Origin of the sequence: Pseudomonas sp. GXZC (assembly GCF_026967615.1) — a bacterium.
GTDB classification, from domain to species: domain Bacteria; phylum Pseudomonadota; class Gammaproteobacteria; order Pseudomonadales; family Pseudomonadaceae; genus Aquipseudomonas; species Aquipseudomonas azotoformans_A.
This window is the reverse complement of the sequence record NZ_CP114115.1, coordinates 499,380-516,672: the sequence shown is the minus strand read 5'-3', so window position 1 is coordinate 516,672 and position 17,293 is coordinate 499,380. Positions and strand designations below refer to the sequence as shown.

The window sequence follows — 17,293 nt, the reverse complement described above, 5'->3', positions numbered from 1 at the left end:
CCGATTCGGAGGTTCATCATGTTTTCTTGGCTGACCCGCTGGCTGGTCAATGCCAGTGTCCGACTCAAACTCGCCCTGGGTTTTGGTCAGGTGCTGATCCTCAGTTTCATCATCGCCATGACCGGCTGGCAAGCCTTGAATGCCGTGCTATTTCGTTCGGGCAACCTGACCGAGCTGGGCAAGCTGGCCGCGGTGGCAGAAGCCATGCGCGCCGACCGTATCGTGTACCGCACCCTGACGGACACCGCCAGCCTGGGCAAAATGAAATTGCAGATCGAAAAAATCGACCAGCACCTCGACTACCTGCAAAACCACCTGAAAGACCCAGCCGACCTGCAACGTATCCAGGAAGCGAAGGGCTTGGTGTCCAGCTTCAAAACGGCACTCGTTGAACTGGCGCCACTGATCGAACAGCGCGAAACCACCCGGCCTGTCCTGCGCAAATCCGCCCTACAGGCCAGCGATACCCTCGCCCAATTAGCCAGTGAACTACCCGACCAGCAGGATCAAAAAGCACTCGATGCCATCGAGAACCTGCGGCAAACCATGGAGCAAGCTGAAGAGCGTGCCCGCAACCCTGCCTGGGCTGCCGAATCGCTACAAGCCTATGTCGAACTGCTCGGTACAACACTCGATGCTCTGGACATCGCTCAAGCCGCCGTCACGGAGCTGCCCGTGGACTCGGTGCTGCTCAAAACCGACCTGGCCAATTACCGCGCGCAGTTACTGGCGCTCAAGGACGCTCAAGTCACGACTGAAACCGTGCAGAACCGCTTCGAGCAACAACTCAACCAGTTGCTCGAAAAAACCGACCGGGTGAGCGAGGGGCAAATCGTCAAGCGTGACGGTGAGGCGCAACAGACTCGCCTGTTGCTGGTGAGCGTCACGGTTGCCGCACTGTTGCTGGGTGCGCTGGCGGCCTGGTGGATCGCCCGGCAAATCGCCCTGCCGTTGCGTCAGGCCTTGGCCGCGGCGAACCGAATCGCCGAGGGCAATCTGAGCGACAACCTGGTGGTGGAGCGTCGGGATGAACTCGGCCAACTTCAGCAAAGCATCGCGCAAATGTCTCGCAACCTGCGCAGTTTGATCAGCGGCATCGGCGACAGCGCTCGGCAGATCGCCAGCGCGGCCACCCAGCTCTCCACCGTCACCGAACAGACCCGCGCAGGGGTCAGCAACCAAAGGGACGAAACCGATCAAGTGGCCACCGCCATGAATGAAATGCTCGCCACTGCCCAGGAGGTCGCGCGACATGCCGAACAAGCCTCGGCGGCGGCCAATGAGGCCGATGAACAAGCCACTGTCGGGGACAAGGTCGTCGGGCAGGCTGTGGAGCAGATTGGCCACCTGGCCCACGAAATGGCGCGCGCCGGCCAGGCGATGATTGCACTGCAACAGGAGAGCCAAAAGATCGGCGGCGTGCTGGACGTGATCAAGTCCGTGTCGCAGCAGACCAACCTGCTGGCCCTGAACGCCGCCATTGAAGCCGCGCGGGCGGGCTCGGCAGGCGAAGGCTTTGCCGTGGTCGCAGACGAAGTGCGCAGCCTGGCTTTACGCACGCAGGCATCCGCTGAAGAGATCGAAGGGCTGATAATCGGGTTGCATGCCGGTACTCAGCAGGTGGCCGATATCATGGACGGCAGCCGTGCCCTGACTGACTACAGCGTCGACCTGAGCCGTGATGCAGGCGATGCACTCGCGGCGATTATCCGCACGGTGTCGATCATCCAGGAAATGAACCCGCAGATCGCCGCCGCCGCCGAGGAACAGAGCGCAGTGGCGGAAGAGATCAATCGCAGTGTGTTGAAGGTGCGCGATGTGTCCGAACAAACTGCCGCCGCCAGTGAGGAGACGGCGGCGGCGAGTGTTCAACTAACCCGGCTGAGCCTGGATCTGCAGGCGCTGGTGGGCAAATTCAGGCTATAGGACCTGACGCAGGAAAGCTTGGGCCCGTGGGTCTTTCGGCGCATCGAAGAACGCAGCCGGGGCGGCGTCTTCCAGCAGTTTGCCATGATCGAAGAACAGCACGCGGTCAGCCACTTCACGGGCAAAGCCCATTTCGTGGGTGACACAGACCATGGTCATGCCTTCCAGGGCGAGGGTCTTCATCACGTCCAGCACTTCACCGACCATTTCCGGGTCCAGTGCCGAGGTGGGCTCGTCGAACAGCATGACCTTGGGGTCCATCGCCAAGGCTCGTGCAATCGCGACGCGCTGCTGCTGACCGCCAGACAAGCGAGATGGAAACTCATTGGCCTTCTGTGCAATCCCGACTTTCTCCAGCAACGCCAGGGCTTTGGCCTCGCGCTCCTTCTTGCTGCGCTTGCGCACGACTTTCTGCGCCAGGCACAGGTTGTCCAGCACCGTCATGTGGGGGAACAGGTTGAAATGCTGGAACACCATGCCGACTTCGCGGCGATAGGCATTCACGTCGGTCTTCGGGTCGGCCAGTTGCAGGCCGTCGATGCTCACCGAGCCCGAGTCGAATTCTTCCAGGCCATTGAGGCAGCGCAAGAAGGTGGACTTGCCGGAGCCGGACGGGCCGATCACCACCAGCACTTCCCCCTTGGCCACTAGGGTGGTCACGTTGTCGACCGCGCGGACCACCTGCCCACGGGTGTCGAAGACTTTTACCAGATCGCGGACTTCAATCACTTTGCGCGAGCCTCCGCTCAAGCCGGCTGGCCATTTTCGACAGCGGCAGGTTGATCAGCAGGTACAGGCCTGCGACGCAGAACAGGATTTCAAACGGCGAGAACGAGGTGGTGATCACCTCACGGCCGCTCTTGAGCAGTTCGGTAATCGCAATCACCGAGACCAGCGAAGTGTCTTTCACCAGGCTAATAAATTGCCCGGCCAACGGCGGCAGCACGCGTTTGAAGGCTTGTGGCAACACCACATGGCGCATCGACTGGCTGGCACTCAGGCCCAGGGAGCGGGCGGCTTCGTTCTGGCCACGGGTAATGGACTGCACGCCAGCGCGGACGATTTCCGCCACGTAGGCGCCGGTGAACAGCGACAGCGCGGCGATCCCGGCAAATTCACGGGACAGGTTGAGCACCGTGCCGATAAAGAAGTAGAAGATGAAGATCTGCACCAATAGCGGCGTACCGCGTACCAGTTCGACGTAGATCGTCGACAAATCTCGTAAGGTCGGGTTGCTGGACAAACGGCACAGGCCGGTCGCCAGGCCGATGATCAAGCCAAGGATGCCAGAGACAACAGACAGCCACAGTGTGGTCCACAAACCCCACATCAGTGGGCCCAACGCCCAATGGCGGGTCACGCCAACCACATCGCCTTCGGCCACATCGTCGCCACGCGCCACTTGCAGGCTGTTGTCGGCAACGGTCAGCTTTTGCTCGACGCCCGCGTCGTTGCGCAAGGTCACTTCGGCGATATCGCCTTTGCGTACCAGCTCGACGACCGTGGAGATATCAGCGGCGCGCTGGGACGTTTCAGCCTGGTAGGCGAAGTATTGCGGTACACGGTTCCAGCGCCACTCGTAGGACATCAGCGACGTGGCGTAGTACAAGGCGCCGGCCAGGCCGACCAGCACGACCACGGTCAGCAGGTGCCAGGGCCATTGGGCTTTTTTCTGTTTCATTTCAGTTTCCGCGATTTGTGTTGCCTGTGAGGCCGCCATCGCGGGCAAGCCCGCTCCCACATTTTGATTTGTGAACACCGTCAAAGGTGGGAGCTGGCTTGCCTGCGATACAGGCAACTCGGTCTAAAGCCTTATTCCATGTCCTTGAGCCACTCGGAGCTCTTGAACCACTTGTCATGGATGCGATCGTAGGTGCCGTCGTTGCGGATCTGGTGCAGGAAGTTGTTGATGAAGTTGATGCTGTCGTAGTCGCCTTTCTTCAGGCCGAACGCCAGGGGTTCGAAGGTGAAGGGTTCTTCGAGGTACACCAGCTTGCCGTTACCGACTTTCTTTTCGGCCACCACGTTGTACGGCGCGTCATACACAAAGGCGTCGGCCTTGCCGTTGACCACGTCCAGCACGCCTTCCTGCTCGTTGTCATAGCCGTGGTACTTGGCCTTGGAAATCAGCTTCTTGGCGACCATTTCGCCGGTGGTACCGAGCTTGGAGGTCAGGCGGTATTTCTCGTCGTTCAGGTCTTTGTAGGACTTGATGGTGCCTTCCAGTTCCTTGCGGATCAGCAGGGTCTGGCCGACCACGATGAAGGGTTCGCTGAAGTTCAGGCGCAGGTTGCGTTCCTGGGTCAGGGTCATGCCGCTGCCGATCATGTCGAACTTGTTGGTCAGCAGGGCCGGGATGATGCCGTCGTAGCCGGTGGAGATTGGCTCGAACTTGACGCCCATGGACTTCGCCATGGCCTTGAGGATGTCCACTTCGAAACCGATGATTTCGCCGCGTTTGTTGGTCATCTGGAACGGCATGTAGGTCGGGTCCATGCCGACTTTCAGCGTGCCGCGCTTGACCGCATCATCGATGGCGCCGGCCTGGGCCGCATTGACCGCGACCAGCGCGGTGACGCCAAGCAGCAGCATCGAAAGATACTTTTTCATCATCAAGTCCCCTGAACGATTCTTATGAGGTCGGCGCGCAAACGGGCTGCACCATTTCGGGGTGCGATCCTAACCCACTCGCCTGCTGTCACAAAGGTTTCACCGCTATTTGTTGTCGGCGTATGTCGGAAAAGCCCCACAACCGCGCAGCAAAGGGCAGATGTAGACACGTGCAAGGTCGATGGAAGCAACGGCTTGATGTGTAAGCAGTTATGACTTTCAGTCGATCTCCGCCAGCCAGGCGGTGTCTTTAAACCACTTATCGTGAAGACGATCATAGGTGCCGTCCTGGGCAATCTGGTTGAGAAAATGGTTGATCCAGTTGAGGCTGTCGAAATCGCCTTTTTTCAAGCCAAACGCCAGCGGTTCAAACGTGAAAGGTTGCTCGAGCGCCAGTAGCGTGGTGTTTTCCGGGCGGTTCAGGGCGATCAGGTTGTAGGGCGCGTCATAAATAAAAGCATCTGCCTTGCCCTGTACCACTTGGCGTACTCCTTCCTCCGGCGTGGAGAAGCTACTGAGTCGGGCCGCCCCTAGAAACCGTCGCGCCGCCAGCTCGCCAGTGGTGCCTTCGGTGGTGGCGATCCGGTAGCTGGCGTCATCCAGGTCTTCGACGCTGCCGACCTTGCCCGCCAGGCTCGGGTGCAACAGCACGGACTGGCCGACCACAATGAACGAGTCGCTGAAATTCAGCTTGAGGTTGCGCTCCTGGGTGACCGTCATGCCGCTGCCGATCAGGTCGAATTTCTTCGCCTGCAACCCCACCACCAGCTCGGTGTAGGGCACCGCGACCAACTCAAGTTGCACACCCAGTGCTTGGCTCATGACGTTGAGCAGGTCGATTTCAAAGCCGATGATTCGCCCCTGTTTGTCGGTCATTTCGAAAGGCACATAGGTGGGTGTGGTGCCGACCTTCAGCACGCCGCGTCGAACGGCGTCGTCAATCGCGCCGGCCTGCGCCAACCCCATGTGAATCAATGCGGCAGCGCTTAGCAGCAGCGCCAAACAATAGCCTTTGCTCATGAATACCCCTGTGGCAAGTCCAAATCCGGGGCGATGCTAACTCAGTCACGGGCACGGCAATATGCCTCGGACGAGGGACTTTTGTTTCGAAAAAACAAGACGTTAGCAGGAGATAGGAGGGAGCGGAAAACGCTGTAGGACCAGCGCATGGAACGCCCCCGAGGAGAACCCTCGGGGGCGTCTGAATCAGGCCGGTTGGGCCTGGGACGACAGCGGTTGCAGCGGCAGCAACGGCGCGTGCGGATCAGCCTTGATCGAGTCACGCCAGGCGGTGAGCCACTCGGCATGGCCTTCGTTCCAGACGTGCTCATGCAGGCGAGCCAGGGCGACCGGGTCGCTCAACAGAGCCAGGCGTTCACCGTTGTTGAGGCCGGCCGGGCCGACTTTCAACGCGTGACGCACACGTTCGGTACGCAGGTACTCGATCGGCTCCGCTTCACGGTGACGCGAGGTCGCCAAGGCGCAGGCCAGGGCGTTCTGCTGCGGGTCGACCACCGAACGCACGAAGCCATCGTTCAGCGCATGCCAACGGTTTTCATGGGTGTACTGCTCGGTCGACAGCAACGCTTGCGGCGGATTGTATTCCTCGGGAATCAGGAACAGGCTCTCGTCGCGGGACTTGAGGCCCAACCCGACACGGCTGGAGATCACCGACACCGGGATCGACAGCATCAGCGACCCCACAATCGGCACCAACCACCACAGGAAGCTCGGGTTCAACCACACCACCAGCAGGGCCCACAGGAAGCCCAACACGGTTTGCGGACCGTGGCGCTTGACCGCTTCGCTCCATGGGGTGGAGTCGTCGTCACGCTGCGGCGAGTTCCACGTTGCGGCCCAGCCGAGGAACGCGGCGAGTACGAAGCGGGTGTGGAAGATCATCCGCACCGGCGCCAGCAGCATGGAGAACAGCATCTCCAGCAGCATCGACAACGTCACCTTGAACTTGCCGCCGAACTCTTTCGCGCCCTTGGCCCAGATCAGGATGATGCTCAGCAGTTTCGGCAGGAACAGCAGCACGATGGTGGTGGAGAACAGCGCCACCGCCTTGTCCGGGTGCCATTGTGGCCACAGCGGGTACAACTGGCGTGGCGCCATGAAGTACTGCGGCTCCATCAGGGTATTCACCGCCAGCAGCGCCGTGGACAGCACCAGGAACAGGAACCACAACGGCGCCGACAGGTAGGACATCACGCCGGTCAGGAACACCGCACGGTGCACCGGGTGCATGCCCTTCACCAGGAACAGGCGGAAGTTCATCAGGTTACCGTGGCACCAGCGACGGTCACGCTTGAGTTCGTCCAGCAGGTTCGGCGGAAGTTCTTCGTAGCTGCCCGGCAGGTCGTAGGCAATCCACACGCCCCAGCCGGCACGGCGCATCAGCGCCGCTTCAACGAAGTCGTGGGACAGGATGGAACCGGCGAACGCGCCTTTGCCCGGCAACGGCGCCAGGGCGCAGTGCTCGATGAACGGCTTCATGCGGATGATTGCGTTGTGACCCCAGTAGTGGGATTCACCGAGCTGCCAGAAGTGCAAGCCGGCGGTGAACAGCGGGCCATACACGCGGGTAGCGAACTGCTGCATGCGCGCATACAGGGTGTCCATGCCCGACGCACGCGGCGCGGTCTGGATGATCCCGGCATCCGGCGTGGCTTCCATCAGGCGTACCAGGCTGGTCAGGCATTCGCCGCTCATCACGCTGTCCGCGTCGAGCACGACCATGTACTTGTAGTCACCGCCCCAACGACGGCAGAAGTCGTCGAGGTTGCCACTCTTGCGCTTTACGCGACGGCGGCGACGGCGATAGAAGATCTTGCCGAAGCCACCGGCTTCGCGGCACACGTCGAGCCAGGCTTGCTGTTCGGCGATACAGATGTCGGCGTCATTACTGTCGCTGAGCACGAAGAAATCGAAGCGGTCCAGGTCACCGGTGGCGGCGACCGATTCGAACGTGGCGCGCAAACCGGCGAATACCCGAGGCACGTCTTCGTTGCAGATCGGCATCACCAGCGCGGTACGGGCGTCTTTCGGAATCGGCTCGTCACCGGCACTTTTACCGGAGATCCGATATTTATCGTGGCCGGTCAGCAGTTCCAGGAAGCCCATCAACGCAGTCCAGAAACCGGCTGACACCCAGCAGAACAAGATCCCGAACATGATCAGGATGCTGGTTTGCAGGGCGTAAGGCAGTACCTGAGTAGCAGTTTGCAGCAGGGTCTGGTTGCGGATTTCGTCGAAGTCGACCAGCGACCAACCCTGGTACGGCATGATGCCTTTCATGTACCAGCCAGCCACGATGGTCTGGCCGAGCATCAGCACCAGCAGGATGTAACGACGGATCGAACCGACGGTACGCCAGCGCGCGGCCGGCAATACACGCTCATCCTTCGGCGGCGCCGGAGGATTGCTGCGCCCGGTGAGTCGGCGCCAGCCGCGCACCAGGATATTGGTGCGCCACGGCTCCGGCACCACGCGGGTACGGCGGATCGGCGGCGTGGCCTTCAGGCACACACGGCCAGCGGCGTCGACCGCCAGCATTTCGGCGTCTTGCAGCTCTTCGGCGGTGTTGAGGGTCAACCGCGTGCCAACCGACGCCTGGGCGGCGTCGACCGGCGCGTCGAAGGTCGAGGACGACAAGCGTTCGTGCAACTCGGTGAAGGATGTGCAGCCCGCCAATTCGGCGCGCTGCTCAGCGGTCATCGGTAGATGCGCCAGATACTCCTGCAGAGTTTCTGGCTGGACTTGAGAATTACTCATCGGCAGGCAACTGATAGCTCCAGGTTTCGGTCAGGACTTGTTCAGTCTTGATCGGCTCCGGCGTGGCTGGGGCAGCTTCTGGCTGCTTGGCTTCCTTGTCTTTCGCGTCTTTCTTGGCCTGTTTCTCGTGCTGCTTGGCCAGGACCTTGTCAGCCTTGAGCACGTGGCTCGAGTCCTGCTCAGGAGCCGGTGGCGGAACGTCCTGCACCAGCGCAGCGCGCATTTCGGTCGGCTTGCCTGCGTCCTTGATCTTCATACGCAGGGTCAGGCGCCAGCCTTTGGTGTGTTCGTTGTAGCGCACGCTGTTCTCAACCAGTTCGGCGTTGTCGCCGACACTCACCTGGCTGCGCACCGGGGCATCCGACGGCAGGGCCTTCAGGGACGGGCCCTCGAAGTCCACCAGGTAGGCCACGCTGCCGTCAGGCTGGCGGATCAGATTGGATTGCTTCACGTCACCGGTAGAACGCAGGGTCTGCTTGACCCAGGCGCTGTCGCTTGGGTGCAGGGATTTTTCGTCCATGGTCCAGTGCAAGCGGTAGGACACATCCAGTGGCTTGCCGACTTCAGGCAGCTCGGCCGGGCTCCAGAACGCAACGATGTTGTCGTTGGTTTCGTCAGCCGTCGGAATTTCCACCAGGTTGACGGTGCCTTTGCCCCAGTCGCCCTCAGGCTCGATCCAGGCGCTTGGGCGCTTGTCGTAGTTGTCGTCGAGGTCTTCGTAGTGGCTGAAGTCGCGACCGCGTTGCAGCAGGCCGAAACCTTTCGGGTTCTCTACGGTGAAGTTGCTGACCGACAGGTGTTTAGGGTTGTTCAGGGGGCGCCAGATCCACTCGCCGTTGCCGGCATGGATCGACAGACCGCTGGAGTCGTGCAGTTCACGACGGTAGTTCAGCACTTTGGACGGCTGGTTCGCGCCGAACAGGTACATGCTGGTCAACGGGGCAACGCCCAGTTTGCTGACCTTGTCGCGCAGGAACATCTGGGATTTCACGTCAACAATGGTGTCGGTGCCCGGACGCAGAATCAGGCGATACGCGCCGGTCGCGCGTGGGGAATCCAACAGGGCAAAGATCACCAGTTGTTTCTCACCCGGCTTTGGACGCTCGATCCAGAACTCGGTGAAACGCGGGAATTCTTCGCCGGACGGCAATGCGGTGTCGATCGCCATGCCACGGGCAGACAGGCCGTACGCCTGGCCCTTGCCGACCACGCGGAAGTAGCTCGCGCCCAGCATGGTCATGATTTCGTCTTGTTTGTCGGCCTTGTTGATCGGGTACAGCACACGGAAGCCGGCATAACCCAACTGTTCGGTGGCTTTGGGATCAAACTTCACGTCGCCAAAATCGAAGCGTGTCGGGTCGTATTTGATTTCCTGGACGCTGTCGGCGGTGACTTCGTTGATTTTCACCGGTGTATCGAAGTGCATACCCTGGTGATAGAAGGACAGCTTGAACGGGGTGTTCTGATCGGCCCACTCGGCTTTTTCGTTGCGGAAACGAATCTTCTGGTAGTCCGCGAACTTCATTTCGCGGAATTCGTTCGGCAGATTGCTGCGCGGAGCTTCGTATTTCTGCCCGGCCAGCTCTTTTGCCTTGGCCGACACATCGTCCAGACTGAATGCCCACAGTTGACCCGCGCCGAACAGGCAAAACAGGGCGGAGCCCGTCACCAGTGCGTTTCGTAACCGTTTGGCAGACAATTTTGGTGCATTACAGGGACTAACAATCACGAGCAACCCTCGCCGAAAACAGATCAAAAAACCAACGGCCAGCTATCTATATGCCAGGTTGGCGAGCATTGTTCCGACTCCCCTGGGGCAAAATGATTCCCCATGGGTGGTCGGACAAGTCTCTACCTAAGTCAAAAATGGACCAAACAACGCTGATCCCCGTAGCGCGCGATTATCTAGTAGCCCGCGAAACAACGCATCAGGGATAACGAAGTATTTGTAGCGAAACCCTGCGTTTTTAGGCATTAAAAGTCGTTTTTAATACATTCACGTCTGCAAGAGGAAGGTCACAGGGCCATCATTGACCAAATGCACCTGCATATCGGCGCCAAAACGCCCCGACGCCACCTTGCCATGCAATTGTTGCGCTTGTAACAGCAAGTGATCAAAAAGCGCCGCTCCCAGGGCCGGCGGGGCCGCTGTAGAGAAGCTCGGCCGCAGCCCGCTCTTGGTATCCGCCGCCAGGGTGAACTGCGACACCAGCAGCAAACCGCCGTCGATATCTTTCAACGACCGGTTCATCTTGCCTTCGTCGTCGCTGAACACCCGATAGTTCAACAGCTTGTGTAACAGCTTATCGGCACTCTCCGGCGTATCCGCAGGCTCGACGGCCACCAGCACCAGCAACCCCTGGTCGATGGCGCCGACGATTTCGCCCGCGACCTCGACCCGGGCGCCGCGCACCCGTTGCAGCAGGCCCTTCATGCTTCTTCGGGCGGCAGGTCGAGCAAGCGACGTGCCATCTGGCTGGTCGCCCGCACCAAGGCATCGGTGATGCCGGGCTCGGACGCGGCATGGCCAGCCTCGCGAATCACCTGCAACTCACTGTTGGGCCACGCCTGGTGCAACTCCCAGGCGTTATCCAAAGTGCAAATCATATCGTAGCGCCCGTGAATGATTACGCCAGGCAGATGGGCGATCTTGTGCATATCGCGGATCAGCTGGTTGGGCTCCAGGAAGGAGTTGTTGGTGAAGTAGTGGCACTCGATCCGCGCGATGGACAGCGCACGTTGTGGCTCGGAAAACCGCTCCACATGCTGCGGGCTCGGGCACAGGCCGAGCATGCGCCCTTCCCAACCGGACCAGGCCTTGGCCGCGTGCATCTGGGCGATCTGGTCGTTGCCGGTGAGGCGTTTGTGGTAGGCCGCGATCATGTCGTGACGCTCTTCCGGCGGGATCGGCGCAATGTAGTCCTGCCAGTAGTCCGGGAACAGGCGGCTCGCGCCTTCCTGGTAGAACCAATGGATGTCCTGCGGCCGGGCCAGGAAAATGCCGCGCACGATCAGGCCGAGCACACGCTCGGGATGGGTTTGCGCGTAGGCCAGTGACAGGGTCGAGCCCCACGAACCGCCGAACAGCACCCACTTGTCGATGCCCAGGTGCTCGCGGATGCGCTCAAGGTCGGCGACCAGATCCCAGGTGGTGTTGTTTTCCAGGCTGGCGCGCGGGGTGGAGCGCCCGCAGCCACGCTGGTCGAAGGTGACGATGCGGTACAAGTTAGGGTCGAAATAGCAACGGCTCTGGGCATCACAACCGGAACCCGGGCCACCATGGATAAAGACGACGGGCAAGCCTTCGGGGGAGCCACTTTCATCGACGTACAGCGTGTGGATGTCATCGACGGCCAGATCGTGCCGGGCGTGGGGTTTGATCTGCGGGAACCAAGTCTGCATTGCGCGCTCCGTAAGGGGTCGGGTTCATCCCTGGGGGGACGTCTTTTATTTTGCCGTCTGGCACTATAAACCCGAATTGTGCAATGAGCATGTCCTAGAGCACTTAGACCTGTGTCAGCCCTTCGCTCCCCAGGTAATCCAGCAAGTAATCGTAGAGCCGGTCCACTTCCGGCACCTGCCGCCGCGCACGCAGGCAGCCGTGCACCAGGCCTTTGCCGGGATACAGCACGGTGGCTACGCCCGCCACCTGCAGACGTTCGGCGTAGAGCATGCCGTCGTCGCGCAGCGGGTCGAACTGGGCCACGGCGATCAACGCCTTGGGCAAACCGCTGAAGTCTGCGGCCAGCAGCGGCATGGCGTAGGGTGACGGGTTGCCACTGCCCTGCAGGTACAGCGCCAGGTAGCCAGCGGTGTCGGCGCTGCTGAGCAAGGGCGCGTCCATGCAATCACGCCGCGATGGCAGGTCGCAGGGGCCGCCCAACCCCGGATAGATCAAGACCTGGGCGCGCGGCAACGGTTGCCCGTCGTCGCGCAATCCCATACACAATGCTGCCGCCAGGTTGCCGCCTGCACTGTCGCCCATGACCACCAGGCGCCGCAGGTCGAGGGCATACGGCGCCTGCCTCGCCTGGAGGGCCTGCCACACGGCGCGACAATCCTCATAGGCGGCCGGGAACGGGTGTTCAGGTGCCAACTGATAATCGATGGCGATCACCAACACCTGCAAGGCTGTGGCCAGCTCGAAGCAGATGAAATCGTGGGAATCCAGCCCGCCGACGACCCAACCACCGCCGTGCATATAAAGGAGGCAAGGCCAGCCATCAGCCGGGACCGGCGAGGCCGGCAGATAACTGCGCACGCCGACGCCAGCCAAGGTCAAGTCCTCGACCTGCAAGCCTTCGGGTTTCGCCGGGGTGAATGCCCGGCACATGCAGTCATAGTTTTGGCGCAACCCCGCCAGCGACGAGTCGTCGCTGGTGAAGGACTCCGTCTTCTTCACGAACGCTGCCAGTTCTGGCGAGATCGGGTATCGACTCATTTAAGACTCGCCTGCACTGCCGCCGCCCCATCGCTGCCATCAAACGCCTTGACCCCAGCCAGCCAGCGCTGCAAATCCTCGGGGTGATCACGCAGCCATTGCTTGGCCACGTCCTGCGGCGATTTGCGCTCCATGATCGGCACCATCAACTGGCTTTCCTGGGCAGCAGTGAAGGTGAGGTTTTCCAACAGGCGATTGGCATTGGGGCAGCGCTCGGCAAAATCCGGCGCAGTGACGGTGGAGACGGTGGCGCGGCCTTCGTCGGGGCCGAATACGTCTTCACTGCCGGTGAGATAGGCCATTTTCATATTGATGTTCATCGGGTGCGGGGTCCAACCGACGAACACCACAAACTCCTTGCGATTCACTGCCCGCTGCACCGCTGCCAGCATCCCGGCTTCGCCGGAGGCGACCAACTTGAAGCCGCCAAGGCCGAAGCGGTTGGTGTCGATCATTTTCTGGATATCGGTGTTGGCGCCGCTGCCCGGCTCGATGCCATAGATCTTGCCGCCGAGCTTGTCCTTGAAACGGGCGATATCGGCGAAGGTCTTCAAGCCCGCATCCGCCACGTATTGCGGCACGGCCAGGGTGGCCTGGGCGTCGGCGAGGCTGGGTGTATCGAATACCTTGACCTGCTTGGCCGCCAGGAACGGCGCGATGTTGTTGTCCATCGCCGGTTTCCAGTAACCGAGGAAAATATCCAGGCGCTTGTCGCGGATGCCGGCAAAGATGATCTGCTGCACGGCGCTGGTCTGCTTGCTGTCGTAGCCGAGGCCATTGAGCAGCACGTCGGCCATGCCGGAAGTGGCGACCACGTCGGTCCAACTAACCACGCCCATGCGGATGTTCTTGCAGGAGGCCGGTTCGGCGGCCATGACGTTGGCGCTGAGCAACGCGGCGCCGGTGAGGGTCAACAACAGTTTTTTCATGGAAAAGGTCTCACTCGGCAGCTTTATTGTAGGAGTGGCGTCTGACGCGCCGTATCCACAACCTTACCCAGCGAGACCTCGATAAAAGCGACCTGTGGCGACCGGGTTTTGCACCCAGGCGACAGACGGTCAGCCGTAGCGCTTCTGCCCCCACGCCAACAAACCTTGCAACAATTGCTTGAGCACCACCCGCGTCGGCTCGGCCAGATCCGCTCGATACCGGAACGGCTCGAACTCTTCCATGTAGGCGCTCTGGCACAACTCCAGCTGCACCGCGTGGATATCCTGGGCCGGGTCACCGTAATGCCGGGTGATGTGGCCGCCCTTGAAACGCCCGTTCAAGACATGGGTGTACTGCGGATACGCCGCGCAAATGGCTTCCAACTGGCTGGCCAGTTCCGGATCACAGGCGGCGCCGTTGAAGGTGCCGAGGTTGAAGTCCGGCAGCTTGCCGTCGAACAGGTGCGGGATCACCGAACGGATCGAGTGCGCATCGAACAGCAAGGCGTAGCCGAACTCGGCCTTGAGCCGTGCCAGTTCTTCCTGCAGCGTGCGGTGATACGGGCCCCAGACCTTTTGCAGGTAGCTGGCGCGCTCGGACTCACTGGGTTCCAGGCCTTCCTGGAACAACGGCACGCCATCGAACAATGTGGCCGGGTACAGGCCCGTGGTGGCGCCCGCGTACAGCGGCTTGTCGTCGGAGGGACGGTTAAGGTCGATGACGAACCGCGAGTACTCGGCCGCCAAGGTGCTAGCGCCCAGTTCTTCAGCAAAGTCATACAACGTGGGGATGTGCCAGTCGGTGTCCGGCAGGCTTTGCGCCTCGGGAATCAACCCCGCCTCGACAACAGGCGTCAGGCGCAGGCCCGCGTGGGGCATGCTGATCAGCAGCGGCACACGGCCTTGTTTGAAGTTCAGAACCTTATCCACGAACAGTACTCCTCAAACAGTGACATCGACGCCATGGCGTACGACGCGTTTATCCAGCTCGCCGCCCAGCCAATAGGCCAGGTCGGCAGGACGATCAATCTGCCAGGCGACGAAGTCCGCGACCTTGCCCACTTCCAGGGAGCCGTGGCTGTCGCCCATGCCCAGTGCGGTCGCCGCATGTTGAGTGGCGCCCGCCAAGGCTTCTTCCGGGGTCATGCGGAACAGTGTGCAAGCCATGTTCAACATCAGGCGCACCGACAGCGCCGGCGAGGTGCCGGGGTTGAGGTCGCTGGCGATGGCGATCTTCACGCCGTGCTTGCGCAGGGCGTCCATCGGCGGCAACTGGGTTTCGCGCAGGAAGTAGAACGCGCCCGGCAGCAGCACCGCGACGGTGCCAGCAGCGGCCATGGCGATGGCGTCTTCTTCGGTCATGAACTCCAGGTGGTCCGCCGACAGCGCCTGGTAACGCGCCGCCAGGCTGGAGCCGTGCAGCGACGAGAGTTGCTCGGCGTGCAGTTTCACCGGCAGGCCGAGTTGCCGGGCAACCTTGAACACGCGCTCCACCTGCTCGGTGGAAAACGCCAGGTATTCACAAAACGCATCCACCGCGTCCACCAGCCCTTCCGCCGCCAAGGCCGGCAGCATCTCGGCGCAGATGTGCTCGATGTAGTCGTCGGCGCGGTCCTTGTATTCTGGCGGCAACGCGTGGGCCGCCAGGCAAGTAGCGCGCACGCTGACCGGCAGCGCTTCACCAAGGCGACGGGCAACGCGCAGCATCTTGCGTTCGTTGGCCAGGTCCAGACCGTAGCCGGACTTGATCTCCACGGTGGTCACGCCATCGCGTAGCAGACTGCGCAGGCGTTTTTCAGCGCTGGCAAACAGTTCATCTTCCGTCGCCGCACGGGTGGCACGCACAGTGCTGGCAATACCGCCGCCCTTGGCCGCGATCTCGGCGTAGCTCACGCCTTCGAGGCGTTGCTCGAACTCGCCGCTGCGGTTGCCGCCGAACACCGTGTGGGTGTGGCAGTCGATCAGCCCGGGGGTGACCCACGCGCCTTGCAGGTCATGCACCTGGGCGTAATCCGCCGTGGGCGCCTGGCTGCGGGGGCCGATCCACTCGATGAGCGAACCGACGGTCACCATGGCGGCATCCTCGATGATCGAGTATTTGCCCTGTGCCATGGTTGCGACGTGGCAGTGTTGCCAAAGCGTTTTCATCAACGCCTCCCTAGATTAACGATGAGACAAAGCCGAGTCGTAATAGACCTTGGCCGCTTGCCCGGCAGCGGGCTTGACCCACAGCAGGTAAGCCACCACCAGCAGAACGATCCACACAGCACCGACCAGCAAAGCGGCCTGGGTGTCCGGGAAGTAACCCAGCACGCCAAACACGAACAGCATGAACACAATGGCGGCCGCCGGCGCATAGGGCCAGAACGGCACGGGGAATTTCAGTTCGGCCACCTGCTCTTTAGTCATCGAACGGCGCATGGCGACCTGGGTGAACAGGATCATCAGCCACACCCACACGGTCGCGAAGGTGGCAATCGAGGCGATCAGCAGGAACACGTTTTCCGGGATCAGGTAGTTGAGCACCACACCGCCGAGCAGCGCCGCGCCCATCACCACCACGGTCATCCACGGCACGCCGTGTTTGGACAATTGCGCAAAGCCTTTAGGCGCCTGCCCTTGCTGGGCCAGACCGTACATCATGCGGCCGGCGCCGAAGATGTCGCTGTTGATCGCCGAGACGGCTGCCGAGATCACCACGATATTGAGAATGGTCGCCGCCGAGCCGATGCCGAGGTTGCTGAAGATCTGCACGAACGGGCTGCCCTGGCTGCCGATCTGCGGCCATGGATAAATGGCCATCAGCACAAACAAGGTCAGCACGTAGAACAACAGGATGCGCAGCGGCACGGCGTTGATCGCCTTGGGGATCACGCGCTGTGGGTCCTTGGCTTCACCGGCGGTGATGCCGATGATTTCGATGCCGCCAAAGGCGAACATCACCACCGCGAACGAGGCGATCAGGCCGCCAATGCCGTTGGGCATGAAACCGCCGTGGGCCCACAGATTGCTGAGGCCGCTGGCTTGGGTTTCACCGGCCGAATGAATGCCGAACAGCATGATGCCAAACCCGCCGAGGATCATCGCCACAATGGCACCGACCTTGAGCAGCGACAGCCAGAACTCCATTTCGCCAAACACTTTGACGTTGCACAGGTTCAGGCCGCCGATCAAAAACACAATGCCGAGCACCCAGACCCAGCGCGCGACGTCGGGAAACCAGAAGCCCATGTAGATACCGAAGGCGGTGACGTCGGCCAGGCAGACGATGATCATTTCAAAGGCGTAGGTCCACCCGAGGATAAACCCGGCCATGGGGCCCAGGTAGGTGCTGGCGTACTGGCCGAACGAACCGGCCACCGGGTTGTGCACAGCCATTTCGCCGAGGGCGCGCATTACCATGAACACGGCGGCGCCGCCGATCAGGTAGGCCAGCAGCACAGCGGGACCGGCCATCTGGATGGCGGAGGCAGAGCCATAGAACAGCCCGGTGCCGATCGCGGAACCGAGTGCCATGAAGCGAATATGTCGGGCGCTGAGCCCGCGTTTCAATCCTTTCTCTTGCTGGTGCATTTCTCTTCCCTAGTTATTTTTATCCCGAGAAAATTCC

14 protein-coding genes are annotated in these 17,293 nt (G+C 61.2%); 1 reads left to right on the top strand and 13 read right to left on the bottom strand.

Translation table 11 applies throughout. The annotated features are described in order from the left end of the window. Nucleotides 1-18 precede the first annotated feature (18 nt). Nucleotides 19-1,926 (top strand): methyl-accepting chemotaxis protein, encoded by a 1,908-nt coding sequence (locus OZ428_RS02495; RefSeq protein ID WP_269132595.1) that lies wholly within the window; start codon nt 19-21, stop codon nt 1,924-1,926. Here the strand turns inward: OZ428_RS02495 and OZ428_RS02490 are convergent. The 13 genes from OZ428_RS02490 to OZ428_RS02430 form a co-directional block, all read right to left on the bottom strand. Continuing rightward, nucleotides 1,921-2,655 carry an amino acid ABC transporter ATP-binding protein gene (locus tag OZ428_RS02490; protein WP_269132594.1) on the bottom strand — a complete coding sequence of 245 codons (735 nt, stop codon included), beginning with the start codon at nt 2,653-2,655 and terminating at the stop codon, nt 1,921-1,923. The two genes, OZ428_RS02495 and OZ428_RS02490, sit on opposite strands and share 6 nt — an antisense overlap. Then, complete coding sequence (locus tag OZ428_RS02485; protein ID WP_269132593.1) at nt 2,648-3,607, bottom strand: amino acid ABC transporter permease; 960 nt, start codon at nt 3,605-3,607, stop codon at nt 2,648-2,650. The genes OZ428_RS02490 and OZ428_RS02485 overlap by 8 nt, the downstream gene beginning before the upstream one ends. Nucleotides 3,608-3,738: 131 nt before the next feature. Beyond that, a complete protein-coding gene (locus OZ428_RS02480; protein ID WP_025999974.1) occupies nt 3,739-4,536 on the bottom strand; it encodes a transporter substrate-binding domain-containing protein in 798 nt (265 codons plus the stop codon). Between the two features lie 219 nt (nt 4,537-4,755). Further along, the gene (locus OZ428_RS02475) at nt 4,756-5,556 is read right to left on the bottom strand and encodes a transporter substrate-binding domain-containing protein (RefSeq protein WP_269132592.1); all 801 of its coding nucleotides are present in this window, start codon (nt 5,554-5,556) and stop codon (nt 4,756-4,758) included. Between the two features lie 186 nt (nt 5,557-5,742). Next, nucleotides 5,743-8,313, bottom strand: coding sequence for a glucans biosynthesis glucosyltransferase MdoH (gene mdoH / locus OZ428_RS02470; RefSeq protein ID WP_442964815.1), 2,571 nt, complete (start codon nt 8,311-8,313; stop codon nt 5,743-5,745). Continuing rightward, entirely contained in the window at nt 8,306-10,042 is a 1,737-nt protein-coding gene (locus OZ428_RS02465) for a glucan biosynthesis protein G (protein WP_038844817.1), read from the bottom strand. The genes mdoH and OZ428_RS02465 overlap by 8 nt, the downstream gene beginning before the upstream one ends. A gap of 267 nt (nt 10,043-10,309) precedes the next feature. Beyond that, a complete protein-coding gene (gene dtd, locus OZ428_RS02460; RefSeq protein WP_033897726.1) occupies nt 10,310-10,747 on the bottom strand; it encodes a D-aminoacyl-tRNA deacylase in 438 nt (145 codons plus the stop codon). After that, nucleotides 10,744-11,715, bottom strand: coding sequence for a prolyl aminopeptidase (gene pip, locus OZ428_RS02455; RefSeq protein WP_033897725.1), 972 nt, complete (start codon nt 11,713-11,715; stop codon nt 10,744-10,746). The genes dtd and pip overlap by 4 nt, the downstream gene beginning before the upstream one ends. Nucleotides 11,716-11,818: 103 nt before the next feature. Beyond that, on the bottom strand, nt 11,819-12,754 hold the full coding sequence (locus OZ428_RS02450; protein WP_269132591.1) for an alpha/beta hydrolase: 936 nt from the start codon (nt 12,752-12,754) through the stop codon (nt 11,819-11,821). Beyond that, nucleotides 12,751-13,683, bottom strand: a complete 933-nt coding sequence (locus OZ428_RS02445; RefSeq protein ID WP_038844762.1) for a choline ABC transporter substrate-binding protein — start codon at nt 13,681-13,683, stop codon at nt 12,751-12,753. Before OZ428_RS02445 ends, OZ428_RS02450 begins: the two co-directional genes overlap by 4 nt. 129 nt (nt 13,684-13,812) lie before the next feature. Further along, nucleotides 13,813-14,613 (bottom strand): N-formylglutamate deformylase, encoded by an 801-nt coding sequence (hutG, locus tag OZ428_RS02440; RefSeq protein WP_269132590.1) that lies wholly within the window; start codon nt 14,611-14,613, stop codon nt 13,813-13,815. Nucleotides 14,614-14,625: 12 nt separating this feature from the next. Continuing rightward, entirely contained in the window at nt 14,626-15,831 is a 1,206-nt protein-coding gene (hutI, locus tag OZ428_RS02435) for an imidazolonepropionase (protein WP_269132589.1), read from the bottom strand. Between the two features lie 15 nt (nt 15,832-15,846). After that, nucleotides 15,847-17,256, bottom strand: coding sequence for an amino acid permease (locus OZ428_RS02430; protein ID WP_269132588.1), 1,410 nt, complete (start codon nt 17,254-17,256; stop codon nt 15,847-15,849). Between the last annotated feature and the right edge of the window lie 37 nt (nt 17,257-17,293).